This is a genomic window from Mesorhizobium sp. WSM4310 (assembly GCF_007003935.1).
Lineage (GTDB): Bacteria > Pseudomonadota > Alphaproteobacteria > Rhizobiales > Rhizobiaceae > Mesorhizobium.
Map to the genome: position 1 here is coordinate 1 of NZ_VFTA01000039.1, position 21957 is coordinate 21957.

23 protein-coding genes are annotated in these 21957 nt (G+C 62.7%); 10 read left to right on the top strand and 13 right to left on the bottom strand.

The window, feature by feature from the left end; genetic code table 11:
* Window positions 1-58: 58 nt before the first annotated feature.
* The 3 genes from FJV80_RS29045 to FJV80_RS29055 form a co-directional block, all read right to left on the bottom strand.
* A complete protein-coding gene (locus tag FJV80_RS29045) occupies window positions 59-667 on the bottom strand; it encodes a transglutaminase-like cysteine peptidase (RefSeq protein WP_142878067.1) in 609 nt (202 codons plus the stop codon).
* A 287-nt stretch (window positions 668-954) separates the two neighbouring features.
* Window positions 955-1572 (bottom strand): PilZ domain-containing protein, encoded by a 618-nt coding sequence (locus FJV80_RS29050; RefSeq protein ID WP_010909193.1) that lies wholly within the window; start codon window positions 1570-1572, stop codon window positions 955-957.
* 119 nt (window positions 1573-1691) lie between these two features.
* Window positions 1692-2324 carry a PAS domain-containing protein gene (locus FJV80_RS29055; RefSeq protein WP_095791827.1) on the bottom strand — a complete coding sequence of 211 codons (633 nt, stop codon included), beginning with the start codon at window positions 2322-2324 and terminating at the stop codon, window positions 1692-1694.
* Window positions 2325-2713: 389 nt separating this feature from the next.
* Between FJV80_RS29055 and FJV80_RS29060 the strand changes: the two genes are divergently transcribed.
* Together FJV80_RS29060 and FJV80_RS29065 are read left to right on the top strand one after the other, a co-directional pair.
* Complete coding sequence (locus FJV80_RS29060) at window positions 2714-3472, top strand: rhomboid family intramembrane serine protease (protein WP_142878068.1); 759 nt, start codon at window positions 2714-2716, stop codon at window positions 3470-3472.
* 88 nt (window positions 3473-3560) lie between these two features.
* Window positions 3561-3992: a CBS domain-containing protein gene (locus FJV80_RS29065; protein ID WP_010909196.1), complete on the top strand. Its 432-nt coding sequence runs from the start codon at window positions 3561-3563 to the stop codon at window positions 3990-3992.
* A gap of 68 nt (window positions 3993-4060) precedes the next feature.
* Here the strand turns inward: FJV80_RS29065 and FJV80_RS29070 are convergent, their stop codons facing one another.
* Window positions 4061-4318, bottom strand: a complete 258-nt coding sequence (locus FJV80_RS29070; protein ID WP_142878069.1) for a YjhX family toxin — start codon at window positions 4316-4318, stop codon at window positions 4061-4063.
* Between the two features lie 290 nt (window positions 4319-4608).
* Here FJV80_RS29070 and gatB point away from each other — a divergent pair, with 290 nt between their 5' ends.
* From gatB to FJV80_RS29090, 3 genes are all read left to right on the top strand, one after another.
* Window positions 4609-6108 (top strand): Asp-tRNA(Asn)/Glu-tRNA(Gln) amidotransferase subunit GatB, encoded by a 1500-nt coding sequence (gene gatB, locus FJV80_RS29080; RefSeq protein WP_142878070.1) that lies wholly within the window; start codon window positions 4609-4611, stop codon window positions 6106-6108.
* Between the two features lie 4 nt (window positions 6109-6112).
* Window positions 6113-6604, top strand: coding sequence for a GNAT family N-acetyltransferase (locus FJV80_RS29085; RefSeq protein WP_142878071.1), 492 nt, complete (start codon window positions 6113-6115; stop codon window positions 6602-6604).
* Between the two features lie 158 nt (window positions 6605-6762).
* Window positions 6763-7461 carry an AIM24 family protein gene (locus FJV80_RS29090; RefSeq protein WP_142878072.1) on the top strand — a complete coding sequence of 233 codons (699 nt, stop codon included), beginning with the start codon at window positions 6763-6765 and terminating at the stop codon, window positions 7459-7461.
* 65 nt (window positions 7462-7526) lie between these two features.
* On the opposite strand, the gene panC is transcribed toward FJV80_RS29090, so the two are convergent.
* Window positions 7527-8378, bottom strand: a complete 852-nt coding sequence (gene panC, locus FJV80_RS29095) for a pantoate--beta-alanine ligase (protein ID WP_095770284.1) — start codon at window positions 8376-8378, stop codon at window positions 7527-7529.
* Entirely contained in the window at window positions 8375-9235 is an 861-nt protein-coding gene (gene panB, locus FJV80_RS29100) for a 3-methyl-2-oxobutanoate hydroxymethyltransferase (protein WP_142878073.1), read from the bottom strand. The genes panC and panB overlap by 4 nt, the downstream gene beginning before the upstream one ends.
* A gap of 230 nt (window positions 9236-9465) precedes the next feature.
* Between panB and FJV80_RS29105 the strand changes: the two genes are divergently transcribed.
* The 3 genes from FJV80_RS29105 (at window position 9466) to FJV80_RS29115 (ending at window position 11060) form a co-directional block, all read left to right on the top strand.
* On the top strand, window positions 9466-9864 hold the full coding sequence (locus FJV80_RS29105; RefSeq protein WP_095770282.1) for an NADH:ubiquinone oxidoreductase subunit NDUFA12: 399 nt from the start codon (window positions 9466-9468) through the stop codon (window positions 9862-9864).
* A 140-nt stretch (window positions 9865-10004) separates the two neighbouring features.
* Window positions 10005-10598, top strand: a complete 594-nt coding sequence (locus FJV80_RS29110; RefSeq protein WP_095770281.1) for a DUF2155 domain-containing protein — start codon at window positions 10005-10007, stop codon at window positions 10596-10598.
* Window positions 10599-10673: 75 nt separating this feature from the next.
* Window positions 10674-11060 (top strand): hypothetical protein, encoded by a 387-nt coding sequence (locus FJV80_RS29115; protein WP_142878074.1) that lies wholly within the window; start codon window positions 10674-10676, stop codon window positions 11058-11060.
* An 8-nt stretch (window positions 11061-11068) separates the two neighbouring features.
* Here the strand turns inward: FJV80_RS29115 and aat are convergent, their stop codons facing one another.
* The 6 genes from aat to FJV80_RS29145 form a co-directional block, all read right to left on the bottom strand.
* Window positions 11069-11686: a leucyl/phenylalanyl-tRNA--protein transferase gene (gene aat / locus FJV80_RS29120; RefSeq protein ID WP_095791502.1), complete on the bottom strand. Its 618-nt coding sequence runs from the start codon at window positions 11684-11686 to the stop codon at window positions 11069-11071.
* Window positions 11687-11698: 12 nt separating this feature from the next.
* The gene (gene accC / locus FJV80_RS29125) at window positions 11699-13042 is read right to left on the bottom strand and encodes an acetyl-CoA carboxylase biotin carboxylase subunit (RefSeq protein ID WP_095791501.1); all 1344 of its coding nucleotides are present in this window, start codon (window positions 13040-13042) and stop codon (window positions 11699-11701) included.
* 10 nt (window positions 13043-13052) lie between these two features.
* On the bottom strand, window positions 13053-13511 hold the full coding sequence (accB, locus tag FJV80_RS29130; RefSeq protein ID WP_095770859.1) for an acetyl-CoA carboxylase biotin carboxyl carrier protein: 459 nt from the start codon (window positions 13509-13511) through the stop codon (window positions 13053-13055).
* A 26-nt stretch (window positions 13512-13537) separates the two neighbouring features.
* Complete coding sequence (gene aroQ / locus FJV80_RS29135) at window positions 13538-13972, bottom strand: type II 3-dehydroquinate dehydratase (RefSeq protein ID WP_095770278.1); 435 nt, start codon at window positions 13970-13972, stop codon at window positions 13538-13540.
* Between the two features lie 145 nt (window positions 13973-14117).
* Window positions 14118-14918, bottom strand: coding sequence for a DsbA family protein (locus FJV80_RS29140; protein WP_142878075.1), 801 nt, complete (start codon window positions 14916-14918; stop codon window positions 14118-14120).
* A gap of 64 nt (window positions 14919-14982) precedes the next feature.
* Window positions 14983-16374, bottom strand: a complete 1392-nt coding sequence (locus FJV80_RS29145) for a M48 family metallopeptidase (RefSeq protein WP_142878076.1) — start codon at window positions 16372-16374, stop codon at window positions 14983-14985.
* Window positions 16375-16520: 146 nt separating this feature from the next.
* On the opposite strand from FJV80_RS29145, the gene FJV80_RS29150 reads away from it, so the two are divergent.
* Together FJV80_RS29150 and FJV80_RS29155 are read left to right on the top strand one after the other, a co-directional pair.
* Window positions 16521-17669 carry an aminotransferase class I/II-fold pyridoxal phosphate-dependent enzyme gene (locus FJV80_RS29150; protein ID WP_142878077.1) on the top strand — a complete coding sequence of 383 codons (1149 nt, stop codon included), beginning with the start codon at window positions 16521-16523 and terminating at the stop codon, window positions 17667-17669.
* Between the two features lie 4 nt (window positions 17670-17673).
* Window positions 17674-18639 carry a glutaminase gene (locus tag FJV80_RS29155; RefSeq protein WP_142878078.1) on the top strand — a complete coding sequence of 322 codons (966 nt, stop codon included), beginning with the start codon at window positions 17674-17676 and terminating at the stop codon, window positions 18637-18639.
* Between the two features lie 107 nt (window positions 18640-18746).
* Here the strand turns inward: FJV80_RS29155 and FJV80_RS29160 are convergent, their stop codons facing one another.
* Window positions 18747-21689, bottom strand: a complete 2943-nt coding sequence (locus FJV80_RS29160) for a ribonuclease E/G (RefSeq protein WP_142878079.1) — start codon at window positions 21687-21689, stop codon at window positions 18747-18749.
* Between the last annotated feature and the right edge of the window lie 268 nt (window positions 21690-21957).

Here is a 21957-nt window from a genome sequence, read left to right on the forward strand (position 1 = left end):
TTGACCCGGGCGTGGGGGAGGGGGAGGGTGGGGACTCGACCGGGTTTCTCGTTACGTCCTAGCGGACGCTGGCGACCGCGTCGGAGCGGCCGTCATTGATCGTCACCCAAACGCCGGAATTCTCCGCCGATTGACGTTTGAGATAGGTGTAGTCGGTGTCCGTCCAGGACAGCACCCTGGTTTCCAGATTGTCGAGGATGAACTCGCCGAGGCTGGTGCGCACGGTCAGCACGGCGTGGCCGTCGCCATTGGGCTGGCGCGCGACCGTCATCAGGAGATCGCCAGCCGGCACGCCCGCCTCCATCAGTTCGCGGCGCTTCTCCAGCGCATAGTCCTCGCAATCGCCATAGCCATTGTCGGGATAGGCCCAGTACTCCTCGACACCGTCGTTTTCCATGTCGGTGCGCGGCTTGATGCGGGTGTTGACCGAATTGTTGATGCTGACGATCGTCGCCCAGAGCTTGCGGCTCAGGTCGACCGGCGCGCCCTTGGGCGTCTTCTCGTTGCATTCGCCAGGGATGCGCTGGCAGAATTCATAGTGGCCAACAGGCTGTGTGGTACGGCCGCCAGTGTGCATATAGGCCGGTCCCGCGGCATATGCTGATCCCCAAGCGGAAAGCTGCATCGCCATTGCCATAAGCAACAGCTTGCCCCTCGTTTTTTTCATTTTCTAGTCTCCCCGTTCGAAGGAGACATTGCCACGGCTGGATTTATTTGACGCAAAAGCGCGAAGCAGACTTTAAGTAAAACGCCAATAGAATAAACATAAAATTTGAATCATTTGAGTATTGAATTGTTTGGATTGCCCGGGCGGGCATCGGAGCGCATGCCCCGAAAGGCAGCCTGCCTGCTGGAAGCCAGCCCGGCCACTCGCGAAGGGACAAATCGCCGCCGGCCGGAAACAAAAAACCGGCCACGCAGGGCCGGTTAGCTTGCGACGTCCGTTTGATCCGGTCAGGCGCGTGGCGTGTTGAATTCGGAATCGAGCGTCTCGGGGCGCTGGATGACGGCGAATTCGATGGCGACGCCATCCTCGAAATGACGAACGATCTGGCCGCGCATGGTGCCGAGCATGACCTGGACACCGATCGCCGGCTTGACGTCGATCTCGATCGCGGCGCCCGACAGCGACAGGTCGATGATCCGGCACTGGTATTGGCGGCCGTCGGTGAGCTGCAGCACGCTGGTCGGGTTGCGCGGCGCGACGCGCTCGTGGCGGCGGTCTTCCGGCAGGTCGAGTTCGTGCTTGTTGGCGAGCCAGGTCAGTTGCGCCGCCAGCTTGTCCTTCTTGCGGTCGGACGCAATCACCGTCATGGCGAAGCCATCCTGCAGCGTGCGCGTGACGACGCCTTCGATGCGGCCGATATGGTCGATATAGGCGATCACCTTTTCGCCGGGCATGCCGATGCGATCGGTGCGGAACGCGACATTGCCAGGCGACATGTCGACAACCTGGCAAGGGTGCTCGGTGCGGTCTTCCAGCATGAATCGCCCGTATATCTTGACCCGGACGCGCTGAAAGTTACGCCTTTCAGCTTGGGACGGTGCGTAGTCGACCGCCGCTGACCTCATGACTGCCTAGACCCCGTTTGGCATTCCCGCGCGTCAATGCGAGGAACTTCATCACAGAAGTACAACAAAGCGGGTTAACAAAGGGGAAAAACGAGCCTGCGAGACCGTACGATCATCAACTATTCGTCGCGTCCACCGTCGAAGACGACGAGATGGCGGATGCGGCGCGCCCGGCCAAGCGCCGAGATCGTATCGGGCGCCTCGAGTTCGGCTGGAACAAGCGAGGGAACGTCGATCGCCGGACGGTTGTTGAGCATCTCTTTCTCCGGATCGATGACACGGATCGAATCGATCATTGCGTCCGTGATCGGGTCGGCCCCCAGCCAGAACGGCTTCTCCGCGGCACTGATCACGCCAAGGCAGCGCGGGTTCTCGATGCCGCCGTCGAGCGGCAAGGCAAGCAATTCGAACTTGTTGGAGCGGCCATTGCGGCTGAAGCCCTCGAAATTGATCAGCACCACGGATTTCTGGTCGAAAACCCCGTGAATCAGCCGTGAGACCAGACGCTGATCCTTCTCGCGCCACAGCGACGGGAAGGAGAACCCCTTGAGTTCGCGGCCATAACAGGCGCAGAGCCTGGTGCCGGCGAGGCGGAAGACCGGTTGGCCGCGCGTGTCTCTTTCCAGGATGAACGTGTCGGCCAAAAGCGACTTGATATCGGCTGGCTCGACTTCCGATCGCTTCGGAGCAGGGCGTCCGTCACGCAGGCGGTTCCAATAATGGAACAGCGTGATCGATCCGTTTTGGTTCATGGTATGCTGCTCCGCGCATTCTGTCGTCTGATGTCCCATCGGTGAACAGAAGGGCGCCCTCCGATGACCTACATGCGTTGCGGAGCAGGAAGCGTGCCAGCGTCGTTAACACTTGTTCACGGGTCGGGGACGTTAAGGTTAACAACTGGTTTACGTTGCCCCCGAGCAGGCCCTGTGGCACACCAAAACCACTCCAGAAGCGGTCGTTTCGCGACGATCGGCAGCACTTCAGTCAAGAGTTTTAGGGGAGCAGGGGGCTCGACCGGCCGTTCAAGGGAAACCTTGGACGGCTTCTTTTTTGATTCGCACTGGGGCGATTCGCCGTTTGCGGTTCCAATGGCCGTGATCTAGATGCTCGCCAGGTCGAACAGCACCGAGTGCGATTGCAGATGAGCGAACAGCAAAATCCAACCGAGGCCGAGCCGGCCGAAAGCCTGCCGCCGCCTGTGCGCGAACCGGTGTTCAACCTGCCGCCGATCGTGCTGGCGGTGATCGGCATTTGCGCGGCCGTCTTCCTGTTGCAGCAATATGTGCTGAACGACGCGCAGCAGATGACGCTGCTCTACGATGGAGCCTTCATTCCCGTCCTCTATACCGGGCAATACGGCTTCGACTGGTTTCTGTTCACGCGCCCCTTCACCTATGCGTTCATGCACGGCGGTTTTGCCCATATCGCCGTCAACATGGTCTGGCTCGCCGCTTTTGGTTCGCCGCTGGCCAATCGCCTCGGCGGGATCTGGTTTGCTATGTTCTTCGCCATTACCGGGCTGGCCGCCGTGGCCCTCTTCTGGGCCATGCACCCCTATGGCGAGGCACCGCTGGTCGGCGCCTCCGGCGCCATATCGGGCATGATGGGTGCGGCGGCGCGTTTCGGTTTCCGCACCGACCGCTCTGCAGGCAAGGCGGCCTTCGCCGGCCCTGTGCTGCCGATCGCGCTTGTCTTGCGTTCGCGCGGTGTCGTGATCTTCCTTGCCGTGTGGATGATCATCAACCTCGCCACCGGCCTGCTCGGATTTGCGCCTGGAGTAGATGGTCAGATCGCCTGGGAGGCTCATATTGGCGGCTTCGTCGCCGGCTTTTTCGGCCTGCGCTGGTTTGATCGGCGACGGCAGCCGCCGGATTGGGAGACCACCGACCCCCGCACTTGAAATGCAGCCGATCACGGCGCACGATGTTCACTCTTACGTGAAAGCCGGTCTGGGCAGGGAACCGGCAGGCGAAGCAGAGGAGGACGCCATGACGGTCAAGGCAATTCTGGAAAAAAAGGGCCACGACGTGTTGACGCTCGGGCCGAATGAAAAGCTCAGCGAAGCCATCCGCATCCTGGCCGAACACAAGATCGGCGCGCTGGTCATCACCAATGGCGATCACAAGATTGTCGGCATCCTGTCGGAGCGCGACATCGTGCGGGTTGTCGCCAAGGAAGGTGCCGCCGCGCTCGATATCGCCGTGCGTTCGGCAATGACGCCGAAGGTTAAGATCTGCAACGAGAACCACACCGTCAACGAGGTGATGGAGATCATGACGAGGGGCCGTTTCCGCCATCTGCCGGTGGAAAAGGACGGCCTGCTCGATGGCATCGTCTCCATCGGCGACGTGGTCAAGCGCCGCATCGAGGATGTCGAGCGCGAGGCGGATGAGATCAGGGCCTACATCGCCACCGCCTGAGCGGTGAAAGGAACCGCCCGGCCGGCACCCCGCCCGCGGGCCGGAAACCCGGCCGCCGGAACGGTAGTCTATCGGTTGTCGAGTTCGGAGCGGACGAGTTCGAGCCCGCGCCTGGTGATGCGGTAAAGACCGCCGCCCGACGACGAAACCGCCTTTTTGCGTTTCAGCTTTCGAAACAGCTTGAGATCGACGCCCGGATAGTGCCAGCCATCGCGGGTCAGGCATTTGACGGAGGCGATCCGTTTCTTCTGGTTCTTTTCGATTTCAATGCGTCCGCCCTGCGCAAGCAGATGCAGGATGCGCTGTTCAGTGCGCGAAATATCCATGTGGAGCATTCCGGGAAAACAAAAAATGCCGCCGCCGCGAAGCTTCGCGGCACGGGGTTTCAGGTTTTCTGCCCTGCCTCGCTATGAGGTGAGGGCCTTACCGGGACTGAGCGTAAGTGGACATCCACTCTCCATTGGAATGGGAGTCCTATAGGCGAAAGCGGCTGAAAAGGCCAGCCGGCGGCTTTGCGCTTGTCTCTTCTGGCGGTTTGCACTAGCGAATGACTTTCACTTCAGACGTGAAAGTCACGTTCAAACGTGAGTTCACTCATCGTAATTTGCAGGCCGCCATGACCCTCATCGATACCCGCACGCCCGATGCAAAACGCTTGATCCCCGGCGCCACCGGTGACTGGGAAATCATCATCGGTCTCGAGGTGCACGCGCAGGTCATCTCGGAAGCAAAATTGTTTTCCGGCGCTTCGACCGCCTTCGGTGCGGCCCCCAACGCCAATGTCAGCCTGGTCGATGCGGCAATGCCGGGCATGCTGCCTGTCATCAACGAGGAGTGCGTCAAACAGGCGATCCGCACCGGTCTCGGGCTGAAGGCGCAGATCAACCACAAGTCGGTTTTCGACCGGAAGAACTACTTTTATCCCGACCTGCCGCAGGGCTACCAGATTTCGCAGTTCAAGCAGCCGATCGTCGGCGAGGGCACGGTAATCGTTTCGGTCGGACCGGACCGGCAGGGCGAGTTCGAGGACATCGAGGTCGGCATCGAGAGGCTGCATCTGGAACAGGACGCCGGCAAGTCGATGCACGACCAGCATCCGACCATGTCCTATGTCGACCTCAACCGTTCCGGCGTGGCGCTGATGGAAATCGTCTCCAAGCCTGACCTGCGTTCCGGCGATGAGGCCAAGGCCTATGTCACCAAGCTGCGCACCATCATGCGCTATCTCGGCACCTGCGACGGCAACATGGATGAAGGCTCGCTGCGCGCCGACGTCAACGTCTCGGTACGCCGGCCTGGTGGTGAGTTCGGCACCCGCTGCGAGATCAAGAACATGAACTCGATCCGCTTCATCGGCCAGGCCATCGACTTCGAGGCACGCCGCCAGATCGCCATTATCGAGGACGGCGGCAAGATCGATCAGGAAACGCGGCTGTATGATGCGGTCAAGGGCGAGACGCGCTCGATGCGCTCGAAGGAAGAAGCGCACGATTACCGCTATTTCCCCGATCCCGACCTGCTGCCGCTGGAATTCGATCAGGCCTATGTCGATGCTTTGGCCAAAGAGCTGCCGGAATTGCCCGACGACAAGAAGGCGCGGCTCATCTCCTCGCTGGGTCTCTCGACTTACGACGCTTCGATCCTGGTGTCGGAAAAGCCGGTCGCCGATTATTTCGAGAAGGTGGCCGCCGGCCGCGACGGCAAGCTCGCCGCCAACTGGGTCATCAACGATCTGCTCGGCCAGTTGAACAAGGTGGGCAAGGACATTGAAAATGCGCCGGTTTCGCCCGACCAGCTCGGCGCGGTCATCGACCTGATCAAGGACGGCACCATCTCCGGCAAGATCGCCAAGGACCTGTTCGAGATCGTCTGGAACGAAGGCGGCGATCCGCGTGCGCTGGTCGAAAGCCGTGGCATGAAACAGGTCACGGACACCGGCGCCATCGAGAAGGCGGTCGACGAGGTGATCGCGGCCAATCCCGACAAGGTCGAACAGGCGCGCGCCAAGCCGACCATGGCCGGCTGGTTCGTCGGCCAGGTGATGAAGGCGACCGGCGGCAAGGCCAATCCGCAGGCGGTCAACGACCTCGTCAAGGCCAAGCTCGGCATCGAGTAAGGCCATGTTCGTCCGCACCGCCGGCGAACGCGATCTCGCTGCCATCCGCGCGCTGCTGGTTGAAACCTGGCACGCCACCTACGACGCGATCTATGGCGCCGGGCGGGTTACCGAAATCACCGACGAATGGCACTCGATTGCGTCTCTGAAAACGAGACTGACCAAGCCGAACAGCGAGTTCCTCGTCGCCGATGACGGCAAGCGCATTGGCGGCGCGGCTTTTGCCGAGGGCATTGGTGGCGGAGAAGAGGTTGTCCTGAAACAGCTCTACGTGCTTCCGGGCCTGCAGGGCAGGGGCATCGGCGGCATGCTGCTCGACGAGATCATCGAGAGTTTTCCGGAAGCCCGCGGCATCCGCCTGGAAGTGGGGGCGCGGAACACCCGCGCCATCGCCTTCTATGAAGCGAACGGCTTCGTGCGATCCGGCGATGTCGGCGGGCACGCGGGTGCCCCGGGCGAGCCGACACTGGTCTACCGCCGGTCTCTTGCCGGCTGATTCCTTCGAAGTGAACCTCGCTTGATCACCTTCGCGCGAGCGGCGCTGGATGCGCCCGTTTTCGTTTGACGGCCTGAGGGCTCCGCACCAAAGCTGCCGGTGCTGACCGCGCGGAAGCCGGAATGGACCGGCACGCCGGGTAGCGCTGGGGGGGAACCATGCCAAGCCTGCCGGAACTGATGCCGACACAGGTGTCGGACGAGACCTTTGGTGGCGTCACCTATCACATAGCCGGCGAACTGGTGCCCGTGCTTTCGGTCGATGTGACGCGGATGCCTGTCTATTTCGAGCACCACATCCTGTTGTGGAAGAACTCGACCATCACAATCGGTTTGAAATCGCTGAAGGGCGCGCTGAAGCGCATGATGGCCGGCATGCAGATCTTCGTCACCGAGGCGTCGGGAGCGGGCATCATCGCCTTCAGCCGCGATGGACCAGGCCACATCGTGCCGATCCATCTCAGGCGTGGCGAGGAGATCCAGGTGCGCGAACACCAGTTTCTCGCCGCAACCGGCAATGTCGAATACACATTCGAGCGTGTGCGCGGCCTGGCGACGATGCTGTTCGGCCAGAGCGGCTTCTTCATCGACCGTTTTCGCGGCGATAGCGGCGACGGCATAGTCTGGCTGCACGGCTACGGCAACGTCTTTGAAAAGACGCTTGCCGCCGGCGAGACCATCGACATCGAGCCGGGCGGCTGGCTGTTCAAGGATGCCTCCGTCAGGATGGAAACCAAGATCGATCGCCTGTCGAGCGGCTTCTTCGGCGCCAATATGAATTTCATCGTCAACCGCTTCACCGGTCCGGGCCGTGTCGGCATCCAGTCGATGTATCTGCATATGCCGACGGAAGAGTGAGCGCGTGCCGGAAATTTCGGACGGGTGACATGCCAGGGCACAAGGCGTGGCGTAGCCCGATCCGATCAGGCAACGGGAACTTCCACATTGTCGATCAGCCGCGTCTTGCCCAGCCAGGCCGCGGCAAGCAGGCGCCCAGCTCGGTCGCGGCGCCAGGGCGCAAGCGTCAGGCTTTCGCGGGCCTCGACATAGTCGACCTTCTGGAAGCCGGCGGCAATGAGCGCGCGGCTGGCTTCCCCAGTTGCGTCATCTCCGAGCGCGCCTGCCGCCAGTGCGGCAGCCGTCTTGTGCAGGATGACGTTGAGCTGGCGGGCGACAGCGAGTTCGGTCTCGTCGAGATAGGCGTTGCGTGACGACATGGCCAGGCCATGCCCGTCGCGTATGGTCGGGGCGCCGATAATCTCGACAGGCAGGTCGAGGTCGCGGCAGAGCTGCCTGACGACGCAAAGCTGCTGGTAATCCTTCTCGCCAAAGACCGCACAGTCAGGTGTCGCCTGCAGAAAAAGCTTGGCGACAATGGTGGCGACGCCCTCGAAAAAAGTGGGGCGGAAGTCCGATTCGAGCCCGGCGGACGGGCCGCCGACCGAGATCCTGGTGGCAAAGCCGGCGGGATACATCGCGCCGACCGTCGGCGTGAAGGCAAGATCGGCGTTGACCGTCGCCAACAGGTCGAGGTCGCGGGCCAGATGGCGCGGGTACTTGTCGAGATCCTCGCTCGGCGCGAACTGCGTCGGATTGACGAAGATCGACACCACGCAGCGCTCGGCCTTTTCCCTGGCGATCCTGATCAGGGAGAGGTGCCCCTCATGCAACGCGCCCATGGTCGGCACCATGGCGACGCGCAGGCCATCGCGCCGCCAGTCACTGACCTGCGCGCGAAGTGCGGCGACGCTGTCGACGACCTCGGGACAGCTCATGTTTCATCTCCGCCGCTTTTGCCCGAAAAGGCTTTTGAACTTGAAAAGACATGGGCAGCACCGGGGAAAGTCCGGCCTCGCACCTCTGCTGCGTAGCGCTCGGCGGCGTGCGCGATTACGCGGCGCAGATCGGCATATTCCTTGACGAATTTCGGCACGCGGTCGACGGTCAGCCCGACCATGTCGTCGATGACTAGGATTTGGCCATCGCAGTCGCTGCTGGCGCCGATGCCGATGGTTGGAATCGCAATGCGGCGTGTGATGTCGGCGGCGACCGCCTCGATGGTGCCTTCGATGACCACGGAGAACGCGCCGGCCTTTTCGACAGCGAAGGCGTCGGCTATCAGCGCCGCGACAGTCTCGTCCGTGCGGCCCTTGATCTTGTAGCCGCCGTCCTTCTCCACCGATTGCGGCAGCAGGCCGATATGACCCATGACCGGAATGCCGGCGGCGACGATTGCCGCGATCTGCCCGGCCATGTCGACGCCGCCTTCAAGCTTCACCGCCTGGCAGCCGGTCTCGTCAACGATGCGCCGCGCCGAGGCCACGGCCTGCTCCGTCGTATCCTCGTAGCTGCGGGCTGGCATGTCGACGACCACGCAGGCCCTGGCCGAGCCGCGCATCACGGCTTGCCCATGCGCGATCATCATCTCCAGCGAGGCGCCGAGCGTTGTCTCGTGGCCATGCAGGACCATGGCGACGCTGTCGCCGACCAGAAGCAGGTCGACATGCGGGTCGAGCAGGCGGGCGACAGGATAGGTGTAGGCGGTCAGGCAGACCAACGGGATGCCGCCCTTGCAGCGGCGAATCAGCTCTGCGCCGATGCGAATGTCGGTGGTCGGCAGTTTCGTGGCCAATCGTCACCTCCTTCGGCCCATGGCCGGATTGGATATCCGCATGGGCGCGCTGAGCTTTAGAAAGAGCGGAAAGGCTTGGCAAGCGTGCATCCTGCCGCCTCTTGGGGGCACAGGCATGTGTCGGCACCCCAGCGCGCCATTTGCGCGCTCTCCATGGCAAAACCCTTGCCTTCCCGAAGGCCTGACGCCATAAGCAGGAAACAGGCGCCGCCAGCGCAAAGGGCTCTGAGATGAAGACTTTCCTGACGCAGTTTTTCACTTGGTGGAACAGCCAGACGCTGGGAACACGCTTGCACACCTGGCGGTACGGCAAGAGGGTCGGCCAGGACGAGGTCGGCAATGTCTACTACGAAGGCGGCATCGATTCGGAAGGCCGCACCCGCCGTTGGGTCATCTACCGCAACTATTCGGAAGCTTCGGCCATTCCGCCCGGCTGGCATGGCTGGATCCACCACCGCGTCGATCTCGCTCCGGCCAGCGAAGACTATAAGCCGCGCGATTGGCAGAAGCCGCACAAACCCAATCTGACCGGCACGCCAGCGGCCTACCGCCCGAAGGGCTCGGTGCTGACCAATCAGCATCGCCCGCAGGTTACGGGTGACTATGACGCCTGGACGCCAGGGTCGTAACGGCCCCGGCTTGTACGGCACAAAGTGCGGGCCGGTCCTTTATCGCCACAATTGGTGTTTAGCTGCTTGCTGATCAGAAAACGGCGACTAGCCTTGGCGATCGACGGAATCACCCGGGCGCGAACCACCGGTACCCCTATATGAGCTTTTTCAATCGGATATCGACGGGCGGTTTGACGCTAGCCGCCGGCCTCGCCGTCAGCGCCGCGGCCTTTGCAGCGTCGCCCGCACCGGCACCGGCGGCCCCCGCGCCGGCACCGCCAGCGGGATCGGATCGCATCGCCAACCCGGTTGCCGAGTTCGCCGGCATCGACAAGATCACTGGCCGCATCATCACCTTCGATGTCTATATCGACGAGACGGTGCAGTTCGGCGCTTTGCAGGTGACGCCCCGCGTCTGTTATTCCCGGCCGCAGAACGAGGAGCCGAAGACCGATTCCTTCGTCGAGGTCGACGAGATCACGCTCGACCGCAAGATCCGCCGCATCTTCACCGGCTGGATGTTCGCCGAAAGCCCTGGTCTCAACGCCGTCGAGCATGCCGTCTATGATGTCTGGCTGAAGGAATGCAAACAGAAGTCCGATGTGCCGGCGCCAGATGCCACCAAGGCCGACGCCACCAAGGCTGACGCTTCGAAGCCGGCCGCGACCAAACCAGCCGCCGCCAAGCCTGCGGCCAGCCCGGACGCGGAACAGTCCGATCCCACGCAACCGGACACATCAGACGCCAACTGATCCCTGGGAACCGTCGTGGCCACCATGCGTTGGATCACGGACGACCGCGCATCGACGCGCCCGGAGGATATTTCGATGTCGGACACCAAGCAAATCACCGCCAGCAAGAAAGAACTGCTGGAACTCGAAAAAGGCTTCTGGACCGGCGATGCGGCCTATTACGCGGCCAATGCCGACACGGAATGCCTGGTGGCCTTTCCGCGAATGGCAAAGGCGATGGACAATGCCGATCTTGCCAAGACCGCGACCAAGCCTAATCGCTGGCGCGATCTCGATATCGAGCTCAAGGGAATAATCGAGCCGGGCAGCGACATCGTCATGCTGACCTACGAGGCGCATGCGACGCGCGAGAACGGCGAACCTTACGCCGCGCTGGTCAGCACCGGCTATGTCCATCGCGTCAACGGCTGGAAGATGATGTTCCACTCGCAGACGCCGATCGAGGCAGCGGCCGCGAAGTAGCCCAATCGCTACGGAAAAAAGATCGCCTCGCCCTTCAGCGCGTCAGCCAGCATCTTCTCATACTTGCCGCGCGGGACGTCGACCGCGCCGAAGCGCTTGAGATGCTCGGTGGTGAATTGCGTATCGAGCAGCGCGAAGCCGCGTGCCTTCAAGCGCTCGACGAGATGCACGAGGCAGATTTTCGACGCATCCGTTTCCTTGGAAAACATGCTTTCGCCGAAGAACACTCGTCCGAGCGACACGCCATAGAGGCCGCCGACCAACTTGTCCTCATGCCACGCCTCGACCGAATGGCAGTGGCCCATGCGATGCAACTGCACATAGGCCTCGCGGATCGGCGCGTTGATCCAGGTCGAGCGCCTTTCCTCCCGCTTTTCCGCGCAGCCGTCGATCGTCGCCTCGAAATCGAAATCGAAACGGATGTCGAACGGGTTTTTGCGGATCGTCTTCCTCAGGCTTTTGGGCGTGTGGAACCCTTCGAGCGGGATGATGCCGCGTGTCTCCGGCCGCACCCAGAACACCTCTGGGTCGCTGGCGCTTTCGGCCATCGGGAAGACGCCCGAAGCGTAGGCCTTGAGAAGAAGGTCGGTGGGGATGCGATAGCCGGGCGCGTAAGGACGGGTCATCGCGTCCCCGAACTACTCTTCCTTGGCCAGGTATTTTTCCAGCCAGTGGATGTCATAGTCGCCATTGGCGATGTCGGCATTGCCGACCAGATCGCGAAACAGCGGCAACGTCGTCTTGATACCGTCGACGACGAATTCATCCAGCGCCCGCCGCAGCCGCATCATGCATTCGACGCGGTTGCGCCCATGCACGATCAGCTTGCCGATCAGGCTATCGTAGTAGGGCGGGATCTTGTAGCCGGAATAGACGCCGGAATCGACGCGGATGCCGAGACCGCCTGGCGTGTGGAAATGCGTGATGGTACCAGGCGAGGGGGTGAAGGTGCGCGGATCCTCGGCATTGATGCGGCATTCGATGGCGTGGCCATTGAACTTGATGTCTTCCTGCCTGACGGAAAGCCCGCCGCCGGAAGCGACACGGATCTGCTCATGCACGAGATCGATGCCGGTGATTGCTTCCGTCACCGGATGCTCGACCTGCAGGCGTGTGTTCATCTCGATGAAATAGAACTCGCCATTCTCGTAGAGGAACTCGATCGTGCCGGCGCCGGAATAGCCGAGGTCGGCAATGGCCTTGGCGCAGATGCCGCCGATGCGGGCCCGTTCCTCGGCGTTGAGCGCCGGCGAATTGGCCTCTTCCCAGACTTTCTGGTGGCGCCGTTGCAGCGAACAGTCGCGCTCGCCGAAATGCACGCCGCGGCCAAAGCCGTCGCCGAACACCTGCACTTCGATATGGCGCGGCTTCTGCAGATACTTCTCGATGTAGACAGCATCGTCGCCGAAAGCGGCGCCTGCTTCCGAGCGCGCCGTCTGCAGAGCGACCTCGAGGTCGGCCTCGGTGTGCGCGACCTTCATGCCGCGTCCGCCGCCGCCGGCGGAGGCCTTGATGATCACAGGATAGCCGATTTCGGCGGCAATGCGCTTGGCTTCCTTCTCCTCGGTCACCGCGCCGTCGGACCCGGGCACCACCGGGATGCCGAGGCGCTTGGCGGTGCGCTTGGCCTCGATCTTGTCGCCCATGACGCGGATATGATCGCCGGTCGGGCCGATAAAGGTGATGTTGTGCGCGGCCAGTATGTCGGCGAACTTGGCGTTCTCGGACAGGAAGCCATAACCCGGATGCACCGCATCGGCGCCGGTGATCTCGCAGGCCGCGACGATCTGATGGATGTTGAGATAGCTGTCGCGCGATGGCGGCGGGCCAATGCAGACGCTCTCGTCGGCAAGCCGCACATGCATGGCGTCGGCGTCGGCGGTCGAATGCACCACCACCGTCTGGATGCCGAGTTCCTTGCAGGCACGAAGCACCCGAAGCGCGATTTCGCCGCGATTGGCGATGAGGATCTTCTGGAACATCCGGCCCGCTCTACTCGATCACGACGAGCGGCATGCCGTATTCGACCGGCGTCGCATCCTCGAACAGGATCGCCGTTACGGTGCCGGCGCGCGGCGAGGGGATCTGGTTCATCGTCTTCATCGCCTCGATGATCAGCAGCGTCTGGCCTTCCTTGACCGTCTGGCCGACCTCGATGAACGGCTTGGCATCGGGCGACGGCGCCAGATAGGCGGTGCCGACCATTGGCGAGGCCACCGCGTTCTTCGACACGTCGACCGTGGCCGGGGCGGCAGCGACCGCGGGCTGGGCTGCTGCCGGCGCATAGTTGGGCTGGGGTGCCGCGATCGCATGGACGGCAGGGGCCTGCCGCGACACGCGCACCTTCAGGTCGCCCAGTTCGACCTCGATCTCGGTCAGGTTGGTGTCGTTCAGTATGCCCGCCAGATCGCGGATCAGTTGCTGGTCAACACCGGTCTTCTTTATCGACATTTTCGAGCCTTCTGTTTGTTGGCCGGTCATAGGCGTGCGGCCAGCGCCTGTAGCGCCAGCGTATAGCCGAGCGGCCCAAAGCCACAGATCATGCCGACGGCGACCGGCGCGACCATGGAGACGTGGCGGAATGATTCCCGCGCATGGATGTTGGAAAGGTGAACTTCGGCGACCGGCAGCGGTGCGACCGAACGGATGGCGTCATGGATGGCGATCGAGGTGTGGCTGTAGGCGCCTGGATTGATGACGATGCCGGCAGCCTTGTCGCCGGCTTCCTGGATCCAGTCGACAAGGTCACCCTCGTGGTTCGACTGGCGGAAATCGATCTCGAGCCCGAGCGCCGTGCCCAACTGCTTGCAGTCGTCGGCGATCGCGGCAAGCGTCTTGCCGCCATAGATGCCCGGCTCGCGCTTGCCGAGCGCGTTGAGATTGGGACCGTTCAGGACGAAAACCGTTTTCAAAAAAACCGACCTTTTCCGGCGCCGGTATCAAACCGGCGCGCTGGGCCTCTATACCGGGCATAGTCGTCCGCGAAAAGAGCGCAAGTGCGTTCTTTCACTGTCCACAACAGGCCGAAATGCGCCCGTGAAGAAAACTCCGGGCTGATCAAAGTGCGGCTTTCACCGCCTTGATCTTTTCCGCCAACACCTCCTGGCCGAGAGCCCCGAACACGACCTCGTTGCCGACGACGTAGGACGGCGTTCCGGTGATCGCCAGCTTGTTGGCAAGATCGTAGGTCTTGGAGAAGGCCTCGGGGATCGAAGCATCCTTCATCTTCTCGCGCAGCGTCGCCTCGTCGGCGCCGAGCGAAAGCGCGATCTTGATCGCGGCCGCCTCGGTGGCGCGCCCCTGGCCGCCGAGCAGCGCATTGTGGAACTCGCCGTACTTTTCCGGCATCATCAAGTGGAACGCCATCGAAACGACGCTGGCTTTCTGCGAATCCGGACCGAGGATCGGGAACTCCTTGAGCACGAAGCGCAGATCCGGATCTGATTTGGTCAGCGCCCGCATGTCCTCGATGGCGCGTTTGCAGAAGCCGCAATTGTAGTCGTAGAACTCGACGATCGTCACCTTGCCGTTCGGATTGCCGACGACGCCATCGAAGGCGGAGTTGAAGATCTGGTCCTTGGCGTCCTTGATGACGCCGAGCGCGGCGATGCGCTGCTCTTCCTTCTGCTTGGCTTCGAGCGCGTCCTGCACTTCGAGCAGCACTTCCGGGTTCTTCAGGAGATAGTCGCGGATGATCCCTTCGACCTCGGCGCGGTCGATCTTGGTATCGGCCGCCGTCTGGACGGGCTGTGCCGTACCGGCCTTGGCGATCTGTGGGCTGCCGGCCACGAAACCGAAAGCCAGCATGGCAAGGACTACAGCGACCCCCGTGGTGCCCAGCAGTAGTGCCTTTTTCATCGTTCTCGTTCCTTTTGCCTGTTTCCTGGTCCGGCTGTGTTGCAGTGCGTGACCGGAAGGTTCACTAGATCTTGTTTGACGATTTGTAGTTTATGATGTCCTGGGCGCGTATCCAGCGCGGCTCGCCGCGCTTCATCTGCTGCTGCGCCCGCATGGCGAAGATCTTCGCATCCTTGTAGTTACCGGAATAGAAATGACCTTCTGCCGTGGCAAGCTCGGCGCCCGGTATGTCACCCAGCTCGCCGTAAGCCTGCGCCAGGTAGCGATAGCCTTCGGAATTTTCCTTGTCGCGTCCCAGGCCATTGTTGATCTGCACGACGGCCTTCTTCAGCGAGTCAGGCGTGCCGACCGCCATCAGCGCCTGGCCGAGCGAGACAGGCAGCAAGCCCGACCGCGCCGGATCGAGGCTGACCGCCTTGGCGTAGGCTTCCGCCGCGTCCTTGGGCTTGTTGGCTTTCATCAGGATGTCGCCGCGCAACTCCTGGAAATAGGCATTCTTCGGCTGCGCCTTGATCAGGGCATTGGTCTTGGCGAGCGCGCCGGCGATGTCGCCGTAAAGGTAGGTCGATTGGGCGTCGCCATACTGCCCGGCGAGGCTGCCTCTCATTTTTTGCATCAGCCGCGCTGCGGTGGCCTGGCCTTCCATGTAGACGGCGATCTTAACCCGCATCATGTCATGGCGCTGCTGCAGCGCCGGCGGGTCGACCTTGTCGACATTGGGGCTCTGCTTCACCAGCACTTCGAGATTGGCGATGCGCTCCTGCGGCATCGGGTGGCTGATCCGATAGGGGTCGACTTGCGCACCCGAAAGCGACAGCGCGGTCTGGAAGCGGCGGAACGTCTTCAGCATGCCCATGCCGGACTGGCCGGTGGCGTTGAGATAGGTGATGGCGGAGCGGTCGGCCGTTATCTCCTCCGTGCGCTGGTAGGCGAGGATGCTGCGCTGTGCCATCTCGCCGCCGCCGGCGGCCACGCCCATGCCGGCGCCGGCAAGGCCGCGGCTGTTGGTGGTCGCGCCCGCGACCATCGCACCCGCGCCAAGCAAGGTCGCAATGATGGCCATCGTCTTGGCGCGCTCGAGCTGGTCACGCAGTTTCTGCTGGTGGCCGCCGGCGATATGGCCGGCCTCGTGCGCGATGACGCCGATGATCTCGTTGGGCGTTTCAGCCGTCATCAGCGCGCCGGTGTTGATGAACAGCCGTCGCCCGGTGACGAAAGCGTTGAAGCTGGAATCATTGACCAGGACGATGTCGATGCCGTCATTCGCCAGCCCTGCCGCCTTGAAGATCGGCCGCGCATAGTCGCGCACCAAAGCCTCGATCTCGGCATCGCGGACCACCGGAACGCTCTGGGCGAAGGCGGTGACCGAACTTGCCACGCCAACGGCAAGGCCAAGCGAAAGCGTCGTGAAAACACGCGCAATCCTGGCAATCGTCGATCTGGGTCGGCTCAACATGACGTGTCCACTGGTAGACGAGCGGGCGAAAGATGAAAAGTCGGCACCGGAAACTTCCTCAACTTGTGATCCTCACATCAATCGGGCATTTGTGCGGCGCATGTATTCGGGGGCGCGGCGCGCCAAACCGTCGGGATAGGGATAAAATGGTCGTTTCGCTCTCACGTCGCGGCAATGTCGAGCCATTCCACGCCATGGATGTGCTGGCCGAAGCGAACCGGCTGAAGGCGCAAGGAGTGCCGGTGATCTCCATGGCGGTCGGCCAGCCGTCCGACCCGGCGCCCGCGCGGGTTCGCGCCGCCGCGGCCAAGGTCTTGCAGGTCGGCCGCATCGGCTACACCGACACACTGGGGCTGGCTGGCCTGCGCGAGGCGATCGCCGCGCATTACGCGGATCACTATAGGCTCGAAGTCGAGCCCGCGCGGATCGCGGTGACCACGGGTTCGTCGGCGGCCTTCAATCTCGCCTTCCTGGCGATGTTCGATCCGGGCGATCGCGTTGCCGTCGCGGCACCCGGCTATCCCGCCTATCGCAACATCATGGCGGCACTCGGCATCGATGTGGTCGAGATTGAGCTTGGCGACGCAGCCTATCTGCATGCCGGTCACCTGGAGGCCGCGCATCGCGAGAAGCCGTTGAAGGGTGTGCTTTTCGCGAGTCCCGCCAACCCGACCGGAGCCGTCATACCGGCCGACGAACTGTCGGCGCTGGTCGAGACGGCGGAGGCACTGGGCATCGCCGTCATTTCCGACGAGATCTACCACCGGTTGGCCTATGGTGCGCCCGACACCACCGCACTTGCCTTCGGCAATAGCGTCACGGTGATCAATTCCTTCTCGAAATACTATTGCATGACCGGCTGGCGCATCGGCTGGATGGTGTTGCCGGAAGCGCTGGTGCGGCCGGTCGAACGCATCGCCCAGAGCCTCTACATTTCGCCACCGGAACTGTCGCAGATCGCCGCGATCGAAGCCTTTGCCGCGACCGAAGAGCTGGAAGCGGTCAAGGGCCGCTATGCCTGGAACCGTGAACTGCTGATGAAACGCCTGCCGGAACTCGGCTTCCCGCTGGCCGCGCCCATGGACGGCGCCTTCTATGCGTTCTGCGATGTCACCCGCCACACCAATGACAGCATGGCCTTCGCGCGCAAGATGCTGGCCGATGCGCATGTGGCGGCGACGCCCGGCCGCGACTTCGACACCCAGGCCGGACATCGCACGATGCGGTTTTCCTATGCCGGCAGCCACGATGACATGGTCGAGGCGATGGCGCGCATCGAACGCTGGTTGAGGTAGCGCCATGCCGGAACTCGAACAGGCCACCAAACTCGAACAGGCCCCCAAACTTGATCAGGCATTGGCTGAGGTCGCCGCCGAAATGGCCGAACGCACCGATCGTGGCGATGTCGCCACCTACATTCCGCAATTGGGCAAGGTCGATCCAAGGAAATTCGGCATTGCCGCCGTCACCAATGACGGCCGCGTGCTGATGGCGGGCGATGCCGACCAGGCATTTTCGATCCAGAGCATCTCCAAGGTGTTCACCTTGACGCTGGCGCTCGGCAATGTCGGCGACGCGCTGTGGAAGCGGGTAGGGCGCGAGCCTTCGGGCAACCCGTTCAACTCGATCGTCCAGCTCGAGCACGAGAACGGCATTCCGCGCAATCCGTTCATCAATGCCGGCGCCATCGTCATTTCCGACATACTGCTTGCCGGTCACCAGCCGCGCGAGGCGATCGGCGAGATCCTGCGCTTCATCCAGTTTCTTGCCGACGACGAGAGCATCATCATCGACCACGAGGTCGCGGCGTCCGAACGTGCCACCGGCTATCGCAACTTCGCGCTCGCCAACTACATGAAATCCTTCGGCAATCTTCATCATGCGCCGGAACTGGCGTTGGGCGTCTATTTCCACCATTGCGCCATAGCCATGAGTTGCCGGCAGCTGGCGATGGCCGGCCGCTTCCTCGCCAATGGCGGCAGGAACCCGGCGACCGGCCATTCCGTGGTGTCGGCCGAACGGGCGCGCCGGATCGGCGCCATGATGCTGACCTGCGGCCACTATGACGGCTCCGGCGATTTCGCCTTCCGTGTCGGCATTCCGGGAAAAAGCGGCGTCGGCGGCGGCATATTGGGCATTGTGCCGGGTGTGGCATCGCTTGCGGTGTGGTCGCCCGGTCTCAACGCCAACGGCAATTCCAAGCTGGGTTCGATCGCGCTGGAAAAGCTGGCCAGGATGATGAACTGGTCGATCTTCGCGCCTTAGCCAGCGTTTCGCCAACGGTTGGAACGCCCGATGTGAAAAATCCCGCGCCGTCTTTCGATCGGCGCGGGATTTTCTTATTAAAAAGCCACTTCAACCAGTTGAAAGGCCTAGAAAAAGCCCTTCCGCTGCCACCAGCCGGCGCGCTTCGGCTTTTCTTCGGTCTTGGCTTCCGGCTCATCGGCGACGGTCGAGGACACCACCGGCACCACCGGTGCATCGATTGCCGCGGGCTTGCGCCTGGACGGACGGGCCTTGGAAGGCTCTTCCGCAACGGGTGCAACCGCTGTCTCTTCAACAACCGCCACCGGTGTTTCGACCGGCGTTTCCGCGGCCGCTTCGGCGACGGTCGTTTCGGCCACGGCTTCGGCGGCTGCCTTCTTCGGCTTGGCTGCACGACGCGGCTTCTTGGGCTTCTCGGTGCTCGCCACCTCTTCGCTCACCGCGGCCACCGGCTCTTCCGTCGCGGCAGCAACAGCCACCGGCTCGATCGAGGCAGGCTCGCTTTCGGAAGCATCGGCTTCGGAAGCCTCGGTCGCCTCATTGGCGCTTGCCTCGGTCTCGCCTTCACCGTCTTCGCGACGGTTGCGCTTGCCGCCGCGCTTGCCGCGCCGGCGCTTCTTGCCCTGGCTGTCATCGGCGGCCTGCACCGCCTCGTCGGACGCGCTGGCAACGATCGGGGCGTCGTCGTCCTGTTCGCCGTCGTCATCGCCTGCCACGTCTGCCGCGCCGGCGAAATCGCCGGCCGGAGTGGAGGTGGATGCCCCGTCCGTCGGGGCGCCATGCTCGCGGTCGCGATCTCGCCCACCGCGCCGTCTGCGGCGCTTGCGACGCTTGCGGTCGCGGCCTTCGCCATCTTCGCTGCCGGCAGGCCGCGGCTGCTGCTGCGGCTGCTGGCGCGGCTGCTCGGCCTGGACCACGACCTCATCGTCTTCCTCGACGACGGCAATATCGTCCTCGGGCTCTTCCGGCTCGACATAGGCCGGCAGGCTGCGCACCTCGACGAAGCCCTCGGGCTTCTCGGCCAGCGCGCCGCGGAAGATCGCGTAATGCTGCGCGCCAACCGTATCGTCGGCCTCGATGGTGATGGTCAGGCCGAAACGGCTTTCGAGTTCCACCAGCGTGCCGCGCTTGTGGTTGAGCACGTAGAGCGCGGTCGCCGCCGGCGTGCGCACGGTGATGTGGCTGCGCGAATCCTTAAGCAGGAATTCCTCGATCGCCCGCACCACCATCAGCGCGACGGACGAATCGGACCTGACATGGCCGGTGCCGCCGCAATGCGGGCAGGGCTTCATGGTCGATTCCAGCACGCTGGCGCGGATGCGCTGGCGTGACATCTCCATCAGACCGAAATGCGAGATTCGGCCGACCTGGATGCGGGCCCGGTCGTTCTTGAGGTGATCCTTCAACCGCTTCTCGACGGAGCGGTTGTTGCGGTTCTCCTCCATGTCGATGAAGTCGATGACGATCAGGCCGGCAAGATCGCGCAGCCTGAGCTGGCGGGCGACTTCCTCGGCCGCTTCCAGATTGGTGTGGAGGGCGGTGTCCTCGATCGAGTGCTCCTTGGTGGAGCGGCCCGAATTGACGTCGATGGCAACCAGGGCCTCGGTCTGGTTGATGATGATGTAGCCGCCGCTCTTCAACGTCACCTGCGGCTGCAGCATGCGGTCGAGCTGCGCCTCGATGCCGTTGCGCACGAAAATCGGCGTCGTATCGCGGAACGGCTGAACCACCTTGGCGTGGCTCGGCATCAGCATGCGCATGAAGTCCTTGGCTTCGCGGTAGCCTTCCTCGCCGGAGACAAGGATCTCGTCGATATCCTTGTTGTAGAGGTCGCGCACCGAGCGCTTGATCAGGCTGCCTTCCTCATAGACCAGGGCAGGGGCCGTCGATTGTAAGGTGAGGCTGCGGACGTTTTCCCAAAGCCGCATCAGATATTCGTAGTCGCGCTTGATCTCGGCCTTGGTGCGGCTCTCGCCGGCGGTGCGCAGGATGACGCCCATGCCTTGCGGCACTTCGAGATCGGCAACGACCTCCTTCAGGCGCTTGCGGTCGACCGCACTGGTGATCTTGCGCGAAATGCCGCCGCCGCGCGCCGTGTTCGGCATCAGCACCGAATAGCGGCCGGCAAGCGACAGATAGGTGGTGAGTGCGGCGCCCTTGTTGCCGCGCTCTTCCTTGACGACCTGAACCAGCAGGATCTGCCGGCGCTTGATCACTTCCTGGATCTTGTACTGGCGGCGCACCGGCTTGCGACGGTTGCGCACTTCTTCCAGAGCATCCTCGGCGCCGACCGATTCGACCTCGTGATCGTCGGGATGCGAGGACTGTACTTCCTCCAGCATGCCGCGATCATTGTCGCTGGATGTGGTTTCAGAGGCCTGTTCCGTCTGCGAGACAGGTTCGGAAATCACATCGCCTTCGACCGCGGCGGCGATCGATGTCGGACCACCCTCGCGGGTTTCGGTTTCGTCCTGCTCGGCGGAACCTTCATCATGGCCTGATGTATCGGCATGCCCCGAGGGATCTGAATGTTCCGATGTATCGGCTGCGTGTTCGATGATCTCGGGTGAAATCTCCTCGACAGCGATGTCGCCGATGTCGTTGCCTTCGCTTGGCTCGCCGGAGCCTTCGCCTGCCTCGCCGGTATCGCGCTTGTGCTCACCGCGCTCGCGGCTCTTGCCGCCGCGCCGGCGTCCGCGCCGTCCGCGATCGCGGCTCTGGCGGTCATCGCCGTCACCATCCTCGTCCTCTTCGTCCTCGGCTTCCTGCGCTTCGGCGCGCAGCAATGCCTGACGGTCGGCGACCGGGATCTGGTAGTAGTCGGGGTGTATTTCACTGAAGGCGAGAAAACCGTGACGGTTGCCGCCATATTCGACAAAGGCTGCCTGAAGGGAGGGTTCGACGCGCGTTACGCGGGCGAGGTAGATATTTCCTTTGAGCTGCTTCTTGTCCTGGGATTCAAAGTCGAATTCTTCGATACGGCTACCGCGTACGACGACAACGCGTGTTTCCTCCGGGTGGGAGGCGTCTATCAGCATTTTGTTGGGCATTATTTCGTTTCCCCCCGGCAGCCGTCAGCCGCAGCTGGCGGGGCAAAGCCCGCTGCTGTGTGTCTGGAGAGTGGGTGCCGGATAATTGAATGTCCGCCGGACGGTGCCCGCGTGTCATGGCGGTGCCGCCCGCTGCCATACTGGCGCGGTTTGATGCGGACCTTTCCATGATTGCGCTTGAAGCCATCGTCACCAGCGGAACCTTTTGAACCAAAGCCCGGAAACCGGACCAGCTTGTTTGCTCATACAGAGCCGGCACGGGAACAAA